At 67.5% G+C, this 20,581-nt stretch carries 18 protein-coding genes; 15 read left to right on the top strand and 3 right to left on the bottom strand.

Features of this window, described 5'->3' with window-relative positions; genetic code table 11:
- Positions 1-1,209, top strand: a 1,209-nt coding sequence (locus G9373_RS14160) for an HNH endonuclease signature motif containing protein (protein WP_167115546.1), incomplete at its 5' end; no start/stop codon positions are given.
- Positions 1,210-1,214: 5 nt separating this feature from the next.
- Here the strand turns inward: G9373_RS14160 and mftM are convergent.
- A complete protein-coding gene (gene mftM, locus G9373_RS14155; RefSeq protein ID WP_133986469.1) occupies positions 1,215-2,039 on the bottom strand; it encodes a mycofactocin oligosaccharide methyltransferase MftM in 825 nt (274 codons plus the stop codon).
- Positions 2,040-2,077: 38 nt separating this feature from the next.
- Entirely contained in the window at positions 2,078-2,701 is a 624-nt protein-coding gene (gene mftR / locus G9373_RS14150; protein ID WP_005253797.1) for a mycofactocin system transcriptional regulator, read from the bottom strand.
- A 133-nt stretch (positions 2,702-2,834) separates the two neighbouring features.
- Here mftR and mftA point away from each other — a divergent pair, with 133 nt between their 5' ends.
- The 14 genes from mftA (at position 2,835) to eat (ending at position 19,334) form a co-directional block, all read left to right on the top strand.
- Complete coding sequence (mftA, locus tag G9373_RS14145) at positions 2,835-2,930, top strand: mycofactocin precursor MftA (RefSeq protein WP_005573048.1); 96 nt, start codon at positions 2,835-2,837, stop codon at positions 2,928-2,930.
- 2 nt (positions 2,931-2,932) lie between these two features.
- Positions 2,933-3,235 (top strand): mycofactocin biosynthesis chaperone MftB, encoded by a 303-nt coding sequence (gene mftB, locus G9373_RS14140; protein ID WP_080578158.1) that lies wholly within the window; start codon positions 2,933-2,935, stop codon positions 3,233-3,235.
- Positions 3,236-3,270: 35 nt separating this feature from the next.
- Positions 3,271-4,488, top strand: a complete 1,218-nt coding sequence (gene mftC / locus G9373_RS14135; RefSeq protein ID WP_167115543.1) for a mycofactocin radical SAM maturase — start codon at positions 3,271-3,273, stop codon at positions 4,486-4,488.
- Between the two features lie 29 nt (positions 4,489-4,517).
- A complete protein-coding gene (gene mftD / locus G9373_RS14130) occupies positions 4,518-5,699 on the top strand; it encodes a pre-mycofactocin synthase MftD (protein ID WP_005253801.1) in 1,182 nt (393 codons plus the stop codon).
- Between the two features lie 16 nt (positions 5,700-5,715).
- Complete coding sequence (locus G9373_RS14125; protein WP_167115540.1) at positions 5,716-7,680, top strand: mycofactocin system FadH/OYE family oxidoreductase 1; 1,965 nt, start codon at positions 5,716-5,718, stop codon at positions 7,678-7,680.
- An 8-nt stretch (positions 7,681-7,688) separates the two neighbouring features.
- Positions 7,689-8,501 (top strand): mycofactocin-coupled SDR family oxidoreductase, encoded by an 813-nt coding sequence (locus G9373_RS14120; RefSeq protein ID WP_007295770.1) that lies wholly within the window; start codon positions 7,689-7,691, stop codon positions 8,499-8,501.
- Positions 8,498-10,459: a mycofactocin system FadH/OYE family oxidoreductase 2 gene (locus G9373_RS14115; protein ID WP_167115537.1), complete on the top strand. Its 1,962-nt coding sequence runs from the start codon at positions 8,498-8,500 to the stop codon at positions 10,457-10,459. The genes G9373_RS14120 and G9373_RS14115 overlap by 4 nt, the downstream gene beginning before the upstream one ends.
- Positions 10,460-10,499: 40 nt before the next feature.
- Positions 10,500-11,222 (top strand): mycofactocin biosynthesis peptidyl-dipeptidase MftE, encoded by a 723-nt coding sequence (mftE, locus tag G9373_RS14110; protein WP_005571400.1) that lies wholly within the window; start codon positions 10,500-10,502, stop codon positions 11,220-11,222.
- Positions 11,223-11,328: 106 nt separating this feature from the next.
- The gene (gene mftF / locus G9373_RS14105; RefSeq protein ID WP_005571398.1) at positions 11,329-12,729 is read left to right on the top strand and encodes a mycofactocin biosynthesis glycosyltransferase MftF; all 1,401 of its coding nucleotides are present in this window, start codon (positions 11,329-11,331) and stop codon (positions 12,727-12,729) included.
- A complete protein-coding gene (gene mftG / locus G9373_RS14100) occupies positions 12,729-14,201 on the top strand; it encodes a mycofactocin system GMC family oxidoreductase MftG (RefSeq protein ID WP_065490273.1) in 1,473 nt (490 codons plus the stop codon). The genes mftF and mftG overlap by 1 nt, the downstream gene beginning before the upstream one ends.
- Before the next feature lie 66 nt (positions 14,202-14,267).
- Entirely contained in the window at positions 14,268-15,584 is a 1,317-nt protein-coding gene (locus G9373_RS14095; protein ID WP_167115534.1) for a helix-turn-helix domain-containing protein, read from the top strand.
- A 75-nt stretch (positions 15,585-15,659) separates the two neighbouring features.
- The gene (gene adh, locus G9373_RS14090) at positions 15,660-17,183 is read left to right on the top strand and encodes an aldehyde dehydrogenase (RefSeq protein ID WP_120659358.1); all 1,524 of its coding nucleotides are present in this window, start codon (positions 15,660-15,662) and stop codon (positions 17,181-17,183) included.
- A complete protein-coding gene (locus G9373_RS14085) occupies positions 17,183-17,725 on the top strand; it encodes a DUF779 domain-containing protein (RefSeq protein WP_005572049.1) in 543 nt (180 codons plus the stop codon). Before adh ends, G9373_RS14085 begins: the two co-directional genes overlap by 1 nt.
- Positions 17,726-17,879: 154 nt before the next feature.
- Positions 17,880-19,334, top strand: coding sequence for an ethanolamine permease (gene eat, locus G9373_RS14080; protein ID WP_005253811.1), 1,455 nt, complete (start codon positions 17,880-17,882; stop codon positions 19,332-19,334).
- Here eat and G9373_RS14075 read toward each other — a convergent pair.
- Positions 19,234-20,523, bottom strand: a complete 1,290-nt coding sequence (locus tag G9373_RS14075; RefSeq protein ID WP_231137915.1) for a transposase — start codon at positions 20,521-20,523, stop codon at positions 19,234-19,236. The genes eat and G9373_RS14075 overlap by 101 nt on opposite strands.
- Positions 20,524-20,581 lie beyond the last annotated feature (58 nt).

Raw genomic sequence — 20,581 nt, 5'->3', positions numbered from 1 at the left:
GCGGGGTTGGGGATCGAGTGGCTCGATGCGATCGAGGCGTTGAAGTCGGTCGGGTGCGCGGTGCAGGCGGTGATCACCGATGGTGTCGCGACGAGTATTCGGGCGGACCGCAGGGCTCGGGGGTTGCCACGGGTGGAGTGGGACCGGGGTATCGCCTCGCAGATTGCTTTGGCGCGCAGAGAGTCCCCGAACCGAGGCGGGCGACATCTGGGTTTCGCGCAGGCTCTGGTGCACGAGATGCCGCACACCCTGGCCCTGTTGCGGTCGGGTCGGTTGAACGAATGGCGTGCGACGTTGCTGGTGCGGGAGACGGCGTGCCTGTCGGCGGTCGATCGGGCGATCGTGGATCGCCGGTTGTGCTCGGACCCGGCCATTCTCGACGGCGTCGGGGACCGCGGGCTGATCGCACGCGCGAAAACGTTGGCGGTGGAACTCGACGCCGCGGCGGTCGTGGCCCGGCACCGCAAGGCGGTGTCCGAGCGTCGGGTGACGACACGGCCGGCGCCGGATTCGATGGCCTATCTGAGCGTGTTGATGCCGATGGAGCAGGCGGTGTGTCTGCAGGCGACGCTGGGGCGGGATGCGGACAGTGTCATCGCCACCGGCAACAGTGGTGGCCGGACCCGCAATCAGCTGATGGTGGACCTGTTGTTCGACCGCGGCACCGGGCGGGCCGCTGCTGGTGGTGTTCCGGTGGCGGTGAACCTGGTGCTCTCGGACGAGGCCTTGCTGGCCGGCGGGCACGAGGCGGCACAGCTCCAGGGGTTCGGGCCGGTGCCGGCAGGCATCGCCCGGCAGTTGGTGGCGGACGCCGTCGATGGAGATACCGAGACGTCGTTGCGGCGGGTGTATTCGTGCCCGCAGTCGGGGGCGCTGACCGCGATGGAATCGCAAGCCCGCACGTTCCCGAAAAGCCTGCGAAAGCTGATCGACCTGCGGGATCGGACGTGTCGAACCCCGTGGTGCGATGCGCCGATCCGGCATCATGACCACATCCGCTCACGGCGGAGGTCTGGTGAGACAAGTGTGCACAACGGGTCCGGGCTGTGCGAGGGGTGCAACCATGCGAAGGAAGGCGACGGGTGGTCCGCCCGCCCCGTACACAACCCTGGCCGCACCCATCTCATCGACGTCGGCACCCCGACCGGGCACCACTACCGATCAACCGCGCCGCCGCTCCCGACCTCGGCGCATCTGTGGGCGTCGTGAGGTGGTCAGCAGTCGATGACGAGCCATCCGCCGTGGTGTTCGAACACCTCGAAGGGGCGTCCCGTCGATTCACCGAGCTTCGTGAGCGACGGAGTGTCGAAGGTGCGAATGTGTCCGTGGCAGGCCGTTGCCTCGTCCTCGTAGGGGACGGCGACGACAACCCTGTCGCGGGCAACGCGGAGGGCCTCGGATATCACTGCGGCCCCGATGTTTTCGTCGACATGTTCGAGGAGGTGGATTGCGGTGACGGTGTCGGCGCTGTCGTCGGGAACCGGCACGTGCGCGGCGTCGCACACGAGGGTGCGCAGATCGAGTCCGAGTCCCGGTGCCACGGCGTCGAGGAGGGTCATGGTGCCGGGCAGGATGTCGGTCGCCGTGACGGACCGGCCGGCGCGGGCGAGTCGGAGGGGAAGGAATCCGAAGCACGACCCGAGGTCGAGGACGGAGCCATGGACCAGTTGTTCTGCCTTCTCGTGGATCGGTGCGAAGTCGGCGGTGCCGTCGAGCAGTTCGTTCAGGGAGTTGCGGTAGTAGACGGTCCACGCTTCGAGCGCACCGTCGACGGTGGAGCGGACCAGTCCGACCATGGTCGATTCGAATTCGTCCTGACCGAAGTCGGCGTCCTCGATGGACGTGGTAACCGAGGCGACGAGTCGTTCGCTCAGATCTTCGGGTGTCAGGGCGTGCGTCACCCGCAGCTGCTCGCCGTCACGGGTGAGTGCGAGCGGCCCGGCTGCGACCCGCTCGACCGTGACGTGACCATGTGACCACAGCCCGGATTCGCACGGTGCGAGAGAGTCGAACGCGGGTGTGTCGAGAGTGGAAGTCATTCGAGGCAACCTTGCCGAGAGGTGATGGCGGGAGTGGGTCAGGTTCGGGAGTCGGGCTCGCCGAGGGAACTCAGCCCATCGTAGAGCGATTGCATTCCGCTGGCGAGTAGTTCGTTCAGTTCGAGCGAATCGTCGTCGAGCCACTGCTCGTACGCCGACATCGCAACGCCGAGTAGAAGATAACCGACTGTCCGCGGAACATGGTCGGTAGGTGAGGTTCCGAGCCGGCTCGCGACGTACTCGGCGATGACGTTGCGCCACCCTTCGTACATGACCACCGAATACGCCTGCAGGGCCGGGACTCGCAGGATCAGCCCCATGCGCTTGCGGTGGTTGATTTCCTCGCTCGCGGGGAACGCGTTGAACTGCAGGAGTGCTGCGGTGAGTCCGTCGACGATAGGGATGTCGTCGGGTTGCGCTGCGAGTTGGGCACGCATTTCGGCGAGGTGAGCGTCGAAGTCACCCCACGGGATCGCGTTCTTGGACGGGAAGTAGCGGAAGAGGGTGCGCCGGGCGATGCCGGACGCTTCGGCGACTTCGTCGACGCTGGTGGCGTCGAACCCCTGTTCCGTGAACAGTTCGATCCCGACGGTACTGATCCGATCCTGCGTCGTGGACGGGCGTCGCCCTATCCGACTGGATGGTTTTCGACGACTTCTCAATTTTCGTCCCCTCCCGATCTGTCATTCTGCACTCAATGCCATTACAGTGGTGAGGCGAGTCACAGGGACGGTCTCCTATGACGGGGAACATCCCTCCGGCTCGCGCCGTATCACCGAACAGTAGGAGGAAATCATGTCGGATCGCGACAACAACGTGCTGGAAAACGACTTGGTCGAGGAATCCCTGGTGGAAGAGGTCTCGATCGACGGCATGTGCGGCGTGTACTGATCATGTCCGCTCCAGCTTCTGCTTCAGTGGCCGGCAACGCCGGTATCGATCTCGATGTGGGCTGGAAGCTTCATCCGCAGGTGGCGCTGCGTCCCGAACCTTTCGGGGCGCTGCTCTACCACTTCGGGACGCGCAAGTTGTCGTTCCTGAAGAACCGCACGATCGTCGCGGTGGTCGAAGCGCTTCCCTCACACGCCGACGCCCGGTCCGCACTGCGGGCGCAGGGTATCGGGGACGACACTGCCGCGCAGTATGCGCGCGCGCTCGGCACGTTGGCCGAGTCGCACATGATCGTCCCCGCCTGACCAGCTCTCTCCACCCGTACCAGAGGACACAGCCCATGACCTCCATGCTCGAAAGGCCTTCCGCCCCGGTCGGCCGCCTCGTCGACCAGTTCGAACTCGGTCTCGACGCCCCGATCTGCCTCACCTGGGAGTTGACCTACGCGTGCAACCTGTCGTGCGTGCACTGTCTGTCCTCCTCCGGCCGGCGTGACCCGCGGGAGTTGAGCACCGAGCAGTGCAAGTCGATCATCGACGAACTGCAGCGTATGCAGGTCTTCTACGTGAACATCGGCGGCGGTGAGCCGACGGTTCGCTCGGACTTCTGGGAGCTGGTCGATTACGCGACCGCCCACCAGGTGGGGGTGAAGTTCTCCACGAACGGGGTGAAGATCGACAAGAAGGTCGCCGCCCGGCTCGCGGCCAGCGACTACGTCGACGTGCAGATCTCCCTCGACGGTGCGACGGCCGAGGTCAACGACGCCGTCCGTGGTCCGGGTTCGTTCGCGATGGCGGTGCGGGCACTCGAGAATCTGTCCGAAGCTGGTTTCAAGGACGCCAAGATCTCCGTGGTGGTCACCCGGCACAACGTGTCCCAGCTCGACGACTTCAAGGCCCTGGCCGACAAGTACGGCGCCACCCTGCGTATCACCCGGCTGCGACCGTCGGGGCGCGGCGCGGACGTGTGGGACGAACTGCATCCCACGCAGGCGCAGCAGCGTGAGCTGTACAACTGGCTGGTCGCCAACGGCGAGGGCGTGCTCACCGGAGACTCCTTCTTCCATCTGTCCGCCTACGGCGATGCGTTGCCCGGTCTGAACCTGTGCGGCGCCGGACGGGTGGTGTGCCTGATCGACCCGATCGGCGATGTCTACGCCTGCCCGTTCGCGATCCACGAGCAGTTCCTTGCCGGAAACATCGTGGCGGACGGCGGTTTCCAGCAGTTGTGGCAGACGTCGGAGCTGTTCCAGGAGCTGCGGTCCCCGCAGACCGGCGGCGCGTGCAGCAAGTGCAACCACTACGACTCCTGCCGCGGCGGATGCATGGCCGCGAAGTTCTTCACCGGGCTGCCGATGGACGGCCCGGACCCCGAATGTGTGATCGGCAACGGCGAACTGGCGTTGGCTGCCGCGGGGGAGATCCCGAAATCCAGTGTCGACCACTCCCGCACCGGCCAGCGCCGGACTCCGCGGGCGCCGGTTCCGCTGACGCTGATGGTGCGTCCGCCGGCCAAGATTTGTGACGAGAACCCGCTTGCGGGCATGGACCAGACGTAAGTCGTCTGCCAGGTACGAGAGGTATTGCCATGGGTAAGAATCCGTTCTTCGAGACGGTGGCGGAGGCTCAGCGTCGCGCGAAGAAGCGCTTGCCGAAGTCGGTGTACGCGGCGCTGATCGCCGGTTCCGAGCGGGGCGTGACGGTCGACGACAACATCGCGGCGTTCGCCGAGCTGGGGTTCGCCCCCCACGTCGTCGGTTTGTCCGACAAGCGTGAGCTGTCCACGACCGTGATGGGACAGCCGATTTCGCTGCCCGTCGTGATCTCCCCGACCGGTGTGCAGGCGGTGCATCCCGACGGTGAAGTCGCGGTCGCCCGCGCGGCGGCGGCACGCGGAACGGCGATCGGTCTGAGTTCGTTCGCGAGCAAGTCGATCGAGGAGGTCACGGCGGCCAATCCTCAGACGTTCTTCCAGATGTACTGGGTCGGTACCCGGGACGTGTTGATCCAGCGGATGGAACGCGCCCGTGCCGCCGGGGCGACCGGACTGATCATCACCACCGACTGGTCGTTCTCGTACGGACGCGACTGGGGGAGCCCGGCCATCCCCGAGAAGATGGATCTCAAGGCGATGCTCCAGTTCGCCCCCGAGGGCATCAGTCGTCCGAAGTGGTTGTACGAGTTCGCGAAGACCCGCAAGATCCCGGATCTGACCACCCCGAACCTGGCGCAGCCCGGTCAGGAACCGCCCACGTTCTTCGGCGCCTACGGCGAGTGGATGCAGACGCCGTTGCCGACGTGGGACGACATCGCGTGGCTGCGCGAGCAGTGGGGCGGGCCGTTCATGCTCAAGGGTGTCATGCGGGTCGACGACGCGAAGCGCGCCGTCGACGCCGGGGTCACCGCCATCTCCGTGTCGAATCACGGCGGCAACAACCTCGACGGCACCCCGGCGCCGATTCGAGCGCTGCCCGCCATCGCGGAGGCCGTCGGCGACCAGGTCGAGGTGCTTCTCGACGGTGGTATCCGCCGGGGCAGCGACGTCGTGAAGGCCGTCGCGCTCGGTGCGCGGGCGGTGATGATCGGCCGCGCGTACCTGTGGGGCCTCTCGGCGAACGGTCAGGCCGGCGTCGAGAACGTCCTCGACGTCCTCCGTGGAGGTATCGACTCGGCACTGCTCGGGCTGGGTCACGCGAACATTCACGACCTCACGCCGTCCGACGTCGTGATCCCGCCCGGATTCGCCCGTGTGCTCGGCGCCGAATCCTGACCGACGAACGGCGTAGATGTCTGCGCAATTGACAGACCCGATCACCCTGGCCGGACGCCACGCCCGGTCCAGGGTGCTTCTGGGTCCGCACACCACCAATCTCGGTGCGGGAAGAACGATTTCACCGCGGCACGTCGCGTACTACGAACGTCGGGCGCGTGGTGGCGCGGGGATCGTCGTCACCGAGGTGGCGTCGGTTCATGCCTCCGACTGGCCGTACGAGCGCGCGCCGCTGGCGTCCGACTGCGTCGGCGGCTGGCGGGACGTCGTCGCGGCGTGCCGTCCGCACGGCACGCTGGTGCTGGCCGGGCTGGGTCACACCGGACTTCAGGGGTCGAGTGCGTATTCGCAGGCGGTGCTGTGGGGACCGTCGGGGATTGCCGACGTGATCTCCCGTGAGATGCCGATGCAGATGGGGCAGGCGGAGATCGACGAGCTCGTCGAGGGCTTCCGTGCCGCGGCATCCGCGGCCGTGTCCGCGGACGTGGACGGTGTCGAGCTCGACGCCGGACCGAGAGGGCTGCTGCGACAGTTCCATTCGAACCTCACCAACATGCGCGAAGACGGATACGGCGCCGACCCGCTGCGCCTCACCCGCGAGGTCCTCGCAGCCGTCCGCGACGAGTTGGGCCCCGGCCGGGTCCTGTCCCTGCGCCTGAGCTGCGACGAGGCGACGTCCTGGGCGGGGATCACGCCGTCGATCGCCGCCGGGCACGCACGGGAACTCGCCGGGGCTCTCGACCTGCTCGTGGTGGTCCGGGGCGGGCCGATGACGCCGAACGCCTACCGCCCCGACTTCCATCGGCAACCCGCGTTCAACACCGAACTCTGCCGGGACATCCGCGTTGCCGTCGCAGGCATGGTCCCGGTCGTTCTGCAGGGCAGCGTCGTCGATCCGGCCGATGCCCGGCGGGCGCTCGACGAGGGTGTCGCCGACGTCGTCGAGATGACGCGCGCCCAGATCGCCGACCCCGACCTCGTCGTCAAGATCCGTCGCGGTGCGGTGCCGCGGCCGTGCGTCCTGTGCAATCAGACGTGCCAGGTGCTCGACCCCCGCAATCCGGTCGTCACCTGTGTCGGTAATCCGACGGCCGGACACGAGACCGTCGATCCTGCCGAGGACAGCACTGGTGGGGCCACGGGCGCGGTGCTGGTGGTCGGCGGCGGTCCGGCCGGTCTCGAAGCGGCGCGAGTGCTGGCCCTCAACGGTCACAGCGTGACCGTGGCGGACGCGTCGGCCCGGCTCGGCGGGATTATCCGGGCCGCCGCGGGTGCGCCGCACCTCACGGCGTTGGCCGACTGGCTCGAGGACGAATGCCGCAGGCTCGGAGTCGAATTCCGTCTCGGTACCGCTGTCTCGGACGCCGAACTCGACGCCGCGGAAGGTGAGGGCACGAGGATGATCCTCGCGACCGGCAGCAGGCCTCGCGCGTTGCCGTTCCCGGTCGAGGGGAGCGTCCGGTGTATCGGTGCCGCGGATCTGCTGGACGCCGACGCGTCGACGGAAGGGCCGCACGTCGTCTTCGACCCGGTCGGCGGACCGGTCGGCGTGGCAGTCGCCGAATGGCTCGCGGCGCGGGGCCGGGAGGTGAGCATCGTGACCCAGGATTCCGTTGCCGGCTCACGACTCGGCATGACCGGGGACCTGGCCGACGCCAACACCCGTCTGCAACGAGCCGGGGTGACGCGCCACCTCGACAGCCGCATCGTGTCGATCGGCGACGAAGGTGTGCGCCTACGAAACCGGTACACCGCCGAAGAGTCGGTGGTGCCGTGCGCCGTGCTCATCGACTGCTCGCATCGCCTTCCCGAGGACACACTCGGCTCGTCGCACACGGATGCGGTGCGGGTCGGCGACTGCGTGGCACCCCGCACACTGCTCGAGGCGGTCCGTGAGGGTCGCGCCGAGGCGCTGACCTGGACCGCACACGGACAGAACGAGTTCGACCACCATCCGTTCACCCTCGTCAACGAGAGATAGGACATTTCATGGGACAGTTCGACGACAAGGTCGCGTTCATCACCGGGGCTGCCCGTGGGCAGGGGCGGACGCACGCGGTGCGGTTGGCGCGGGAAGGTGCGGCGATCATCGCCGTGGACATCTGCGGGCCGGTGTCGGAGTACAACAGCTACGAGCCTGCGACGCCGGACGACCTGGCCGAGACGGTGCGGCTCGTGGAATCCGAGGGCGGCAAGATTCTCGCCGAGCAGGCGGACGTGCGGGACAGTGCGCAACTGAAGGCTGTCGTCGACCGGGGAGTCGAACAGTTCGGCCGGCTGGACATCGTGATCGCGAACGCCGGGATCTGCAATTGGAGCCGCTTCTGGGAGATGCCCGACGAGCAGTGGGAGACGCTGATCGACGTGAACCTCACCGGCGCGTGGAAGACGCTGAAGGCTGCGGTCCCGGCGCTGATCGAGGGAGGTCGCGGGGGTTCGATCATCGTGATCAGCTCCGTCGCGGGTATCAAGCCGCTTCCGGGGCAGGCGAATTACGCCGCCTCCAAGTTCGGGCTCGTCGGACTCACCCAGACCGCGGCGAAGGAACTGGGCGAATACGGCATCCGGGTCAACTCCATTCATCCGTACGGGGTGAAGACTCCGATGGGCACCGATCCGGGCAGCCTCGTGATACTCGAGAAGCACCCGCACTATCTGTCGAGCTTCGGCACCATCCTCACCGACCACCCGCTGGCCGACACCGACGACATCACCGACGCGGTGCTGTGGCTTGCCGGCGACGGTTCGCGGAGGGTCACGGGCAGTCAGGTCGCCGTCGACATGGGCAACACCAAGGTGTGAGCACCTCCGCGTACCGCCACCTGTTCACCCGATTGCGCCTGGGGCCGCTGACCCTGCGCAATCGGGTGGTCTTCTCCGCGCACCTCACGGGGTCCGCCGTCGACGGCCTGCCCACCGCGCAGCACGCCGCCTACTATGCGGCGCGCGCGAAGGGCGGTGCGGGCCTGATCATCTCCGAGGAGCACGCCACCCATCCGGGGGACTGGCCGTACGAGAAGGTGATCGCCGGGTACCGGCCGGAGGTCGTCCCGGGGTACCGGCGGATCACCGACGCGGTCCACGAGCACGGTGTCCCGATCCTGGCTCAGGTCAACCACAACGGCGGCCAGGGATCGAGCATGTACTCGCGGCGGCCGCTGTGGGCGCCGAGCGCCGTCCCCGACCCACTGTTCCGTGAAGTTCCCAAGGCGGTCGATCGGCGGGAGATCCGGACCCTCGTCGACGGGTACGCGCGCGTGGCCGAGCACTGTCTCCGAGGCGGATTCGACGGGATCGAACTGCAGTGCTCCCACTCGTCGCTGGTGCGCAGTTTCCTGGCCCCCGCCACGAACCAGCGCACGGACCGGTACGGAGGGTCGCTGGAGAACCGTGCCCGGTTCCTCCTCGAGGTCGTCGAGGCCGTGCGTGCCGCGATCGGTCCGGACCGCGCACTCGGGGTGAGGCTCGCGGGGGAGGATCTGTTCGACGGTGGAGTCCGCCTCGACGAGGCGGTGGAGGTGGCCGCTCTGGTGGAGGCGGACGGCCGGGTCGACTACATCAACACGTCCATCGGCATGGCCACCGAGACGCTCCACATGATCGAGGCGTCCATGGCCGTCCCTCGCGGGTACGCGCTGTTCGTCCCGAACGCCATCCGGCGACGGGTCGGTCTTCCCGTGGTCGGTGTCGGCCGATTCTCGGATCCGCACCAGGCCGACCAGGCTCTGCACGAGGGACACTGCGACCTGATCGGGGTGGTGCGCGGCCAGATCGCGGACCCGGACTTCGCGGCGAAAGCCCTGGCCGGCGAAGAGGGAAACATCCGAACGTGCCTGGCGTGCAATCAGGAATGCATCGGACGCATGGGGCTGGGCCGGTGGCTCGGATGCGTTGTCAACCCGCGCGCGGGCAGGGAAGCGGTCCCGCTGCCCGAACCGACCGTTCGCGGCAGGCGGGTCTTCGTGGTCGGCGGTGGACCGGCCGGGTTGAAGGCCGCGGCGACCGCGGCGCAGCGGGGCCACGACGTGACGCTGTTCGAACGCGCGACTGTTCTCGGCGGCCAGGTCCGGACGGCCGCCGTCGTCCCGGGTCGCCGCGAGTTCCTCGACCTCGTCGTCGATCTGGAATCGGAATGCGTTCGGCGCGGTGTGGACGTGCGGACGGGCACCGACGCGACCGCCGAGACCCTGGTGCGGGGACGTCCCGACGTGGTGGTGCTCGCGACCGGGGCACGTCCGCGCCGTCCGCACTGGGCGGGTGCGTCGGGGCGGGTGGTGGACGTGCGGGACGTGCTGGAGGGTCGCGCGTGTCCGTCCGGGACGGTGCTGGTGGTCGACGAACTGGGATTTCATCAGGGCACGTCCGTCGCGGAGTTCGTCGCCGACGACGGGTGTGCCGTCACGATCTGCACTCCGGGGATGATCGTCGGCCAGGACCTGGGCATCACGCTGGACCTCGAGGGATGGAACCGGCGGGCGCACGGCAAGGGCATCACGCAGGTGACGGACGTGGTGCCGACCGGGTGCGACGTCGTCGACGGCGGGCGGCTCGAGGTCACGCTCCTGCACCACCCGACCGGTGAGCCGCGGCAACTCACCGTCGACTGGGTGGTCTCCTCGGCGCATCAGCAGCCGGAGGACGGGCTCTGGAAAGAGCTGGCCGACAGCGGTATCGAGGTTCATCGCATCGGCGACGCCCTGGCTCCGCGCCGCGCGCATTCCGCCGTCATCGAGGGGGAGCGGGTGGCGCTCGCGCTCTAGTGCGAGCAGCAGCCGGTTCCGCGTCGCCTAGCATCGGGGGATGCCCCATTCCGGACACCTCGACGACGCGGTGTGGCCCGAACTCGCATCCCGTGTGTCGACGGTCGTCGTCCCGGTCGGCTCGCTCGAGCAGCACGGACCGCATCTGCCGCTCGACACCGATACCGCCATCGCCGACGCCGTGTCCCGCGCGCTGCCGCACGTGCTGGTGGCACCCCCGATCGCCTACGGCGCCAGTGGCGAGCACGAGGGGTTTCCCGGGACCGTGTCGCTCGGGGCTGAGGCGCTGGAGGCCGTGTTGGTCGAGTACGGCAGGTCCGCGTGCCGGTGGGCCGACCGTGTGCTGTTCGTCAACGGGCACGGCGGAAACGGGCCCGCATTGGTCAAGGCTGTCGCCTTGCTTCGGTACGAGGCTCGCGATGTGGCCTGGGTGCCGTGTGCGGTTCCCGGGGCGGACGCCCATGCCGGGCGTACGGAAACGTCCTTGTTGCTACACCTTTCACCTGGTCGGGTGAGGTTGTCCAGGGCTGAAGTCGGTAATACGGAACCTGTTGCGAGGTTGATGCCAAGACTGCGCGAAGGCGGTATGGTCGCCGTGTCGGCCAACGGCGTGCTCGGTGACCCGACGGGCGCAACGGCCGCGGAGGGGGCGCAGATCTTCGGCGTACTCGTCCACACAGTCACCAAGGCACTGGCCCGGTGGGAACCGGGCCCCGATGGAAGGCTCCGGTGGGAACCGGGCGCCGATGGGAGGCTCCGATGACCCGCACGGGCGTCCTCGAGTTGCCGAGGGCGGATTTCCGGCATGCCCACGCGACTAATTTCCGGCATGCCCTGCCAGCGCTCTCCGATCCGCATACGATCGACTGATGCGCCAAGCTCGACTTCCCGATGGATTCGGGATCCGAATCGACCCCAAGGTACGCGCATATTCCGGAGGTCGAGTGTTGATCGGCGGTTCGCCGACTCGGATGCTGAAGCTGGCGCCCACCGCGGCGGCCATGATCGGAGACGGCTACCTCGAGGTCGTCGATCCGCAGTCCGCGGTCGTCGCACGCCGCCTCCTCGATTCGGGAGTCGCCAACCCGCGCCCCATGAGTACTCCGTCCCCCCGGGATGTCACCGTTGTCATTCCGGTGAAGAACAACGCGTCCGGGCTGCATCGGGTGCTGGCCTCGCTCCGCGGACTCGAGGTTGTCGTCGTCGACGACGGCTCCGACGTCCCGATCGTCGCCCCCGCGCTGCAGAACGGGTGTGGTGGCCACGTCACCGTCCTGCGCCACGAGACGGCCAAGGGGCCGGCCGCGGCCCGGAACACCGGTCTGCGTTACGCCGCAACTCCGTTCGTGGCGTTCCTCGACTCCGACGTCCTGCCGCGCACCGGCTGGATCGAGGTCATGCTCGGCCACTTCAGCGATCCCGCCGTCGCACTCGTCGCCCCGAGGATCGTGGCGCTCGAACCCGAGGCGAGCACACTCGCGCGGTACGAGCACGCCCGCTCCTCCCTCGACCTCGGACGCAAGGAGTCCGCGGTCCAGTCCGGCGGCCCGGTCTCATACGTCCCGAGCGCTGCGATGATCGCCCGTCGCGAGGTGCTCGACGAGTTCGGCGGTTTCGACGAGTCCATGCACGTGGCGGAGGATGTCGACCTGTGCTGGCGACTCCAGGAGTCCGGCTGGCGACTGCGATACGAGCCCGTGGCCCACGTTGCGCACGATCACCGTGTGACGTTCGGAAAGTGGTTCGACCGCAAGCTGTTCTACGGCACCGGTGCGGCGCCGCTGGCGGCGAGGCACTCGGGCATGGTTCCCCCGCTGTCGATGTCGCCGTGGACGTTCTTCGCGTGCCTCGCCGCCGCCACGTGCACCCGGCTGGGCCTGCTCGGCGCCGTCGCCACAGTCGCGATGATGGTGCTGCGCCTGCGCCGCATGTTCACGGGCCTCGACCAGCCGACCCGCATCGCCGCGATCCTCGCGGCGCAGGGCTTCGCCGGCGGTGCCTGGCAGCTGGCGTCCGCAATGTGTCGTCACTACTGGCCCATCACCCTGCTGGCGGTGCTGCTCTCGAAACGGATTCGCCGCATCGCGCTCGCGATCGCCGTCGCCGAGGGCGTCGCCGACTGGGTGACTCACCGGGAGCCCGGAGGGCTGGGACCCGTGCGGCACACGGTGTTCAAGCGGATCGACGACGTCGCGTACGGCGCCGGGCTCTGGAAGGGCGCCATCACCGCCCGCGACCTCGACGCATTGAAGCCCCGGTTGAAGTCGTAGTGGCCGATCCGATTCGCGCCGCCGACGTCGTAGTCGTCGGCGGCGGTTCGAGCGGATGTGTGGTGGCCGCTCGGCTCAGCGAGCATCCCGGACGATCGGTCCTGCTCCTCGAGTCCGGACCCGGCTACCGGTCGGTGGCCGACTGTCCCGTGCTCGACTACCGGACACTGCCGGTCGGTCCGGGCAGCGCGTTCGCGGAGACGTACGGCGTGGAGTTGGCACCGAGCGTTCCCTCGGCCATGGTGCGTGGGCACGTCCTCGGCGGTTCGGGCGCCGTCAACGGCGCCTACTTCGTCCGTGGGACGGAAGCGGATTTCCGGCACTGGCCCGCGTCGTGGTCGTACGAGAACGTGCTGCCCGTCTTCCGGGCGCTCGAGCGTGACGCCGACTTCGACGATTCCCGGCACGGCACGACCGGGCCGATGCCCGTTCGCAGGCAGCCCGCCGAACGGCTGAGCGAGATCAGTGCGGCATTCCGCGCCGCGGCCCTCGGCGCGGGACATCCCGAGGAACCGGACAAGAACGGTGCAGGCGTCGGCGGGATCGGTCCGGTGCCCCTGAATGTCGACGGCGGCCGCCGTGTCAGCACGGCGGTGGCGTACCTGCTGCCGGCGTGGGAGCGGCCCAATCTGACGGTCGAAGCGAATTCCGACGTCATCCGAATCCTGTTCTCCGGTAACGAGACCGTCGGAGTGGAGGTGGAGTCGGACGGCGTGCGGCGCACGGTCCGCACCGGTCGGGTCGTGCTGGCGGCAGGTCCCGTCGAAACCCCGGTGCTGCTGATGCTTTCGGGAATTGGTCCGGAAGAACACCTGAAAGACAACGACATTCCTGTCATACTCGACGCGCCCGGGGTCGGCAGCGACTTCAGCGACCACCCCGAAGTGGCTCTGCCGTACCGTATCCGGGACACGCTCCGTCGCAGCGACACCAGTCCGGTCGTCGAAACGGTGCTGAATGTCGGCGACCTCGAGATCCGTCCGTACACGGCGCCGTTCGACGTGCTCGTCCCCGGATCCGGGCAGCCCGACCCGGTCCTCGGGATCGGGCTCATGGTGACGGACAGCCGGGGCGACATCCGGCTCACGTCGCGGCACCGCCGGGACCGTCCCCGAATCGAATACCGCTACGCGCAATCGGCCGCCGACCGCCGGGCGCTGCGCGAGGGGCAGGCCATCGCACTGGAACTGCTGCGTTCGCCGGAGCTCGGTCCGTTCGTCGTGCCGCTGTCGGAGGAGGTGTCCGACCGCTCGGTGCTCGCGCATCTGGGGACGTCGCTGCACCTGTGCGGCAGTTGCCGGATGGGCGGACGCGACGACGAGGGGGCGGTGGTGGACGAGTGGTGCAACGTCCGCGGAATGGAAGGGCTGACCATCGCCGACACCTCGGTGTTCCCGGTGGTCCCGAGCCGTGGGCCGCACGCCACGGCGGTGATGGTCGCCGAGCGCGTCAGTACCTTCCTGGGGGAGTGACCGAGGGGGCGACACGGGCCCGTGTGATGCGGGTTACAGTAGGCAGAGACGCCGTGGAGGAGTTCGATGCAAAGTCAACCGCCCACAGGGGGCAATCCGTGGGTCGCCGTGCGCCCGGGAGACGACGTCGCGATGCTGGCACGCAGGGTGTCGTCGGCGCATCAGTTGTTCGTCGAGCGTCACGCACCCTCCGGTCGTGCCCCGGACGGTGAGGGAAATTCCGTCCGTTCCGTCATCCTCGACTCGTGGATGCGCAGCACCAGCAAGGGAGTGAACCCGGACGGGTCGGCCCGCGCGGTCGATCTGGCGGCCGCGGATCTCGCCACGTACCGGGCGTCGCACCCGATGTCGATCATCCGCCCGGTGGTCCGCAAGCTTCTCGTCGAGGACGCCGCCGACACGGGGCTGCTCGTGGCCATCACGGACGAGAAGGGCCAGCTGCTGTGGGTCGAGGGCGATTCGTCCGCCAAGGACCGCGCACTGGAGATGAACTTCGTCGAGGGCGCCGACTGGAGTGAGGACACCGTCGGCACCAACGCCCCGGGTACCGCGCTGGCGCTCGACCATTGTGTGCAGATCTTCGGTGCCGAGCATTTCAGCCGCTCGGTGCACGACTGGAGTTGTTCGGCGGCGCCCGTCCACGACCCCGCGACCGGGCTGATCGTCGGGGCGATCGACATCACCGGTGGTCCGCGGGTGGCGGTGCCCGAGGTGCTCTCGCTGATCAGGGCGACCGTCGCGGCCGCCGAGGCGGAGTTGCGACTGCACCAGCTGCGTTCACCGCACCCGCTCGTCGAGACGGTACTGCGGTTGGAGGTGCTGGGATCGGGACGGCCGACTCTGGTTCGTGGGCCCGAACGCATCCCGCTGTCGCAGCGGCACGCGGAGATTCTCCTGCTCCTGGCGGAGCACCCCGAAGGCCTGAGTTCCGACCGCCTCGCGGTGCTGCTCGACGAGAACGAACTCGACGCCGTCACGATCCGTGCCGAGATGTCGCGCCTGCGTAAGGTTTTCGGTCCCGCAAACCTCGGTTCGCGGCCCTATCGGCTGCTCGCCGAATTGACGTCGGACGTCCGGCAGGTCCGCGGAGCCCTGGATCGCGGCGAGCTCGCCGCCGCCCTCGACGTCTACTCGGGACCGGTCCTTCCCGGGTCGGAGGCGCCCGGGGTCGAGGATCTTCGCGACGAGTTGCGGGCACGCGTCCAGGCGGCGCTGCTGCGCGAGGGTGATCAACGGTTGCTCGCCAAATGGACCACGTCCGTCCACGGCCGCGAGGACGTCGCCGCATGGGAGGCGTATCTGGCAGGCCTCGACCCGCGTTCGCCCCTGTATTACCAGGTCAAGTCCAGGATCGATCTGTTCGATCAGCAGTACGCAACGTAGTTGCAACGGTACGGTCCCTAGTGTTGTGAGTCACACCCAGTTCCACCCGAGTTTCACGACACCAGGGAGTTATCGATGACCGTGTATGCCCGCCCGGGTTCGCCGGACGCCGTCATGTCCTTCCAATCGCGTTACGACAACTGGATCGGCGGCCAGTGGGTTGCGCCCGTCAAGGGCCAGTACTTCGAGAATCCGACACCCGTCACCGGGCAGCCGTTCTGTGAGGTCGCGCGTTCGACGTCCGAGGACATCGAACTTGCGCTCGACGCCGCACACGCTGCGTCTCCGGCCTGGGGTAAGACGTCGGTGGCCGAGCGCGCCATCATCCTGAACAAGATCGCGGACCGCATCGAGGAGAACCTCGAGTCCATCGCGCTCGCCGAGTCCTGGGACAACGGCAAGCCGATCCGCGAGACCCTGAACGCCGACATTCCGTTGGCCATCGACCACTTCCGCTACTTCGCCGGCGCGATCCGGGCGCAGGAAGGTGCACTGTCGGAGATCGACTCCGACACCGTCGCCTACCACTTCCACGAGCCGCTCGGCGTCGTCGGCCAGATCATCCCCTGGAACTTCCCGATTCTCATGGCCGTGTGGAAGCTCGCTCCCGCACTCGCCGCGGGCAACGCGGTCGTTCTCAAGCCGGCCGAGCAGACCCCGGCGTCGATCCTGCACCTGATCTCCGTCATCGGCGACCTGCTGCCCGCCGGTGTGCTGAACATCGTCAACGGCTTCGGTGTGGAGGCGGGCAAGCCGCTCGCCTCGAGCCCGCGGATCCGGAAGATCGCGTTCACCGGTGAGACCACCACGGGTCGGCTCATCATGCAGTACGCGTCGCAGAACCTGATCCCGGTCACCCTCGAACTCGGTGGCAAGAGCCCCAACATCTTCTTCTCCGACGTTCTGTCCTCCAACGACGACTACCAGGACAAGGCGCTCGAGGGCTTCACCATGTTCGCCCTCAACCAGGGCGAGGTGTGCACCTGCCCGTCGCGTTCGCTGATCCAGGAGGACATCTTCGACGAGTTCCTCGCGATGGCGGCCATCCGCACCAAGGCCGTCCGCCAGGGCGACCCGCTCGACACCGACACGATGATCGGCGCGCAGGCCTCGAACGATCAGCTCGAGAAGATCCTGTCGTACATCGAGATCGGCAAGGGCGAAGGCGCCAAGGTCGTCACCGGCGGTGAGCGCGCCGAACTCGGCGGCGATCTGTCCGGCGGCTACTACGTGCAGCCGACGATCTTCACCGGTCAGAACAAGATGCGGATCTTCCAGGAGGAGATCTTCGGTCCCGTCGTCTCCGTCACGTCGTTCAAGGACTACGACCAGGCCATCGAGATCGCCAACGACACGCTGTACGGCCTCGGCGCCGGCGTGTGGTCGCGGGACGGTGGCGTCGCCTACCGGGCCGGACGTGACATCCAGGCCGGCCGCGTGTGGACCAACACGTACCACCAGTACCCCGCGCACGCCGCGTTCGGTGGCTACAAGCAGTCCGGCATCGGCCGCGAGAACCACCTGATGATGCTCGAGCACTACCAGCAGACGAAGAACCTGCTGGTCAGCTACGCCCAGAAGGCTCAGGGCTTCTTCTGATGGACGCAGCCCGGGCGCCTCAGCGCCTGAAGGCAACCGCCGGGGCGGTGGAGCTTCTCCGCCGCCTCGGCGGTACCCACGGGGCGCTGATGATGCATCAGTCCGGCGGGTGCTGCGACGGCTCCGCGCCGATGTGTTACCCCGACGGTGAATTCATCGTCGGCGACCGCGACGTGCTGCTCGGCGTCCTCGACCTGCGTCTCGGTGTCGGGGAGACCCCGTCCACCCGGGCCGAGGGTGCCGATGCCGTGCCCGTGTGGATCTCCGGTTCGCAGTTCGAGGCGTGGAAGCACACTCAGCTGGTGCTCGACGTGGTGCCCGGTCGCGGATCGGGATTCAGCCTGGAAAGTCCCGAAGGCATGCGCTTTCTCAGTCGTGCACGTGCCTTTACCCCGGAGGAGAACGCCAGCCTCGCCGCGGAGGAGGTCATCGTGGGCCAGCAGTGGGAGCAGGGCTGGAGGCCCGCGCCGTCCCCCGAACCGCAAGTGGTCGCCGAAGCCGTCGACGCATGTCCCGTGCCCGCCCGCCGCCCGGTCCCGTAGCACCCGAAGCGCGCTACGACCCAGGTTTTTACGTCGCGGTCACGTTCTGCTGACACGACGTGTACACAACTCGTTCACCATTGGCCTCGGCCGTTCGATTCCGCTCCCCGAGCGGTGCGGGCGAGGCACCATTCGGATCGACGTAGGGGACGGAATGTCACTCGTAGAACCATCCAAGAATTCCGGAACCGGTCAACATCACGATGCTGCCGATTTCCACTCGGAAGACAGCAGCTATCTGGAAAAACGCACGCTCCGCAAGGGTTCGGCGGGCTGGGTGCTGCTCGCCGGCCTCGGTGTCAGCTACGTGATCTCCGGCGACTACGCCGGATGGAACAACGGACTGGCCGAGGGCGGATTCGGCGGCCTGCTGATCGCCGGTGTCGTCATCGCGGGCATGTACCTGGCCATGGTGCTGGGTATGGCCGAGATGTCGTCCGCCCTGCCCGCCGCAGGCGGCGGTTACACGTTCGCGCGGCGCGCACTCGGGCCGTGGGGCGGATTCGCCACCGGCACGGCCATTCTCATCGAATACGCGATCGCGCCCGCCGCCATCGCGACCTTCATCGGCAGCTACGTCGAGTCACTGAACCTGTTCGGTATCACCGACGGGTGGTGGGTGTACCTGGCGGTCTACGCCATCTTCATCGGAATCCATCTGACCGGCGCCGGCGAGGCACTCAAGGCCATGTTCGTCATCACGGCGATCGCACTGGTCGGTCTCGTGATCTTCGCGGTCTCCGCGATCGGTCTGTTCGACGCGGGCAACCTCACCGACATCGCCGCGACCGATGCGGTGGGCGCGTCGAGTTTCCTGCCCTTCGGCGCATTCGGAATCTGGGCGGCCGTCCCGTTCGCCATCTGGTTCTTCCTCGCCGTCGAAGGCGTGCCGCTGGCCGCGGAGGAAGCCCGCGAGCCGGAGAAGAACGTGCCACGCGGAATCATCATCAGCATGCTCATCCTCATCGTCACGGGGGCAACTGTCCTGTTCCTTGCCACCGGAGCGCTGGGTGCCGAGAGCCTGTCGACGTCCGGCAATCCGCTCGTCGAAGCGCTCGGTGACGGAACCGCGGCGAAGGTCGTCAACTACATCGGACTGGCCGGCCTCGTCGCCAGTTTCTTCTCGATCATGTACGCCTACTCGCGGCAGACGTTCGCGCTGTCCCGCGCCGGCTACCTCCCGACGAGTCTGTCGATCACCAATTCGCGGAAGGCGCCCACGCTCGCCCTCATCGTGCCGGGTGTCATCGGGTTCGTGCTGTCGCTCACCGGTGAGGGCGCGATGCTGCTGAACATGGCGGTGTTCGGCGCGGCCGTCAGCTACGTGCTGATGATGGTCAGCCACATCGTCCTCCGCAGGCGTGAGCCGGAGATGAAGCGCCCGTACCGCACCCCGGGCGGCATCGTCACCACATCCTTCGCGCTCGTCATCGCGGCCGCCGCGGTGATCGCCACCTTCCTCGTCGATCCGGTCGCCGCACTCTGGACGCTGATCGCGTTCGCGGCCTTCATGGCGTACTTCGGCCTGTACAGCCGCCATCACCTCGTTGCCAATTCGCCCGACGAGGAGTTTGCTGTTCTTGCGAAGGCAGAGGAAGAACTCGATTAACGGCTCCTCCCGAGAGGCGGAGGATTTCACGCTCAGACTGCACGCACATCCGACCCAGAGGGGAATGCGCATGGCTGACGTCGTCAACACGAGTGTGGCCCCGTTCTGCCACAGCCAAGACCACCCTGGCAGCGTTCCTGTCTCGGTAGTCGGTAAAGCCGCACTCCCGGCACAAGAAGGTTCGTTCTGCGAGCCCGAGTCGCTGCTTGGCTCTCGCGAAACAACTCGAACACGTCATCGTCGTGTATGCGGGCGCGACCAACACCACCTTTCGACCGGCCCGCACGGCACGCTCGATCAACTCCCGTTTCAACGCCCCGATCGCTGCATCGGCGGACTTCCTGGCCATCGTAGACTTGGCGAGGAACTTCGGCGTGAAGTCCTCGACCGCGATCAGGTAGTGATTGTCGACGACGCCCTTCACCCAGGCCCTCCCATCGTGCCGGGCCTGGCGAGCAGCCTTCTTCCGCAAGGTCGCCGCCTCCTTGCGGGCCCGCTGGTATCCCTTGGATTGCGGGCCACGCCTGCCGCTGTGTCGTCGGGCCATCTTCCGCTGTGCTTTGCCGAGTTCGGCGGCGCAGCGCTTACGATGCCCCAAATATGGCAGGTCGAACTCCGGATGCGTGGTCGTGGCCGTGACGGATACACCCCAATCGATGCCGATCGAACTGCCCTCATCGACCGTGGGGGCAGCGACGACTTCGCGTCGCACCACGAAGGATGCGTACCAGTGCCCGAGCGAATCCCGGTGTACTCGCACACTGGTCGGCTCGCCCGGCAACTCCCGCGACCACACCACTGGGATCACGATGCCCTTCGCAAGGCGCAGCCGACCGTCGCGGCAGGAGAACCCTCGGGAGCTGTACTCGAGCGACGGAAGCGTCTTCCGGCGCGGCTTGAACTTCGGGCGCCCGCGGCCTTTCTGCGCGAACGAGTACTCCAGAGATTGCGCATACGTGCGCAAAATCTGCTGCTGAGGAACCTGCGCACCCTCGCGCAGCCAGGCGTTGTGGCTGCGGGCATCGGTCAGGAGCTTTCCAAGCCTGGCGAACGTCGGCTTGAGACCGCTCTTCTGCTGTCGCACAGCCTCGTTCCACAGATAGCGGCAGCGATGCCACTCCGATTCGAGCGCACGTTCAGCCACCACGCCCGGCCGGAGCCGATAGCTGTAACGCACGATTTCCTCCACAGCATGACCATAGTCAGGAGTACCGACATGAAAAGGCGTCAACCTCACACCATCTGGC

Origin of the sequence: Rhodococcus sp. A14, from assembly GCF_011603105.1 — a bacterium.
Taxonomy (GTDB): Bacteria; Actinomycetota; Actinomycetes; order Mycobacteriales; family Mycobacteriaceae; genus Rhodococcus_F; species Rhodococcus_F opacus.
This window is presented reverse-complemented; position numbering and strand designations above follow the sequence as displayed.

Coding starts and splice junctions, on each gene's coding strand:
- eat (WP_005253811.1), top strand. CDS start 17,880: ATGTCACTCGTAGAACCATCCAAGAATTCCGGAACCGGTCAACATCAC.
- G9373_RS14085 (WP_005572049.1), top strand. CDS start 17,183: ATGGACGCAGCCCGGGCGCCTCAGCGCCTGAAGGCAACCGCCGGGGCG.
- mftE (WP_005571400.1), top strand. CDS start 10,500: ATGCCCCATTCCGGACACCTCGACGACGCGGTGTGGCCCGAACTCGCA.
- G9373_RS14120 (WP_007295770.1), top strand. CDS start 7,689: ATGGGACAGTTCGACGACAAGGTCGCGTTCATCACCGGGGCTGCCCGT.
- mftD (WP_005253801.1), top strand. CDS start 4,518: ATGGGTAAGAATCCGTTCTTCGAGACGGTGGCGGAGGCTCAGCGTCGC.
- mftM (WP_133986469.1), bottom strand. CDS start 2,039: ATGACTTCCACTCTCGACACACCCGCGTTCGACTCTCTCGCACCGTGC.
- mftB (WP_080578158.1), top strand. CDS start 2,933: ATGTCCGCTCCAGCTTCTGCTTCAGTGGCCGGCAACGCCGGTATCGAT.
- mftA (WP_005573048.1), top strand. CDS start 2,835: ATGTCGGATCGCGACAACAACGTGCTGGAAAACGACTTGGTCGAGGAA.
- G9373_RS14125 (WP_167115540.1), top strand. CDS start 5,716: ATGTCTGCGCAATTGACAGACCCGATCACCCTGGCCGGACGCCACGCC.
- G9373_RS14095 (WP_167115534.1), top strand. CDS start 14,268: ATGCAAAGTCAACCGCCCACAGGGGGCAATCCGTGGGTCGCCGTGCGC.
- mftC (WP_167115543.1), top strand. CDS start 3,271: ATGACCTCCATGCTCGAAAGGCCTTCCGCCCCGGTCGGCCGCCTCGTC.
- adh (WP_120659358.1), top strand. CDS start 15,660: ATGACCGTGTATGCCCGCCCGGGTTCGCCGGACGCCGTCATGTCCTTC.
- mftF (WP_005571398.1), top strand. CDS start 11,329: ATGCGCCAAGCTCGACTTCCCGATGGATTCGGGATCCGAATCGACCCC.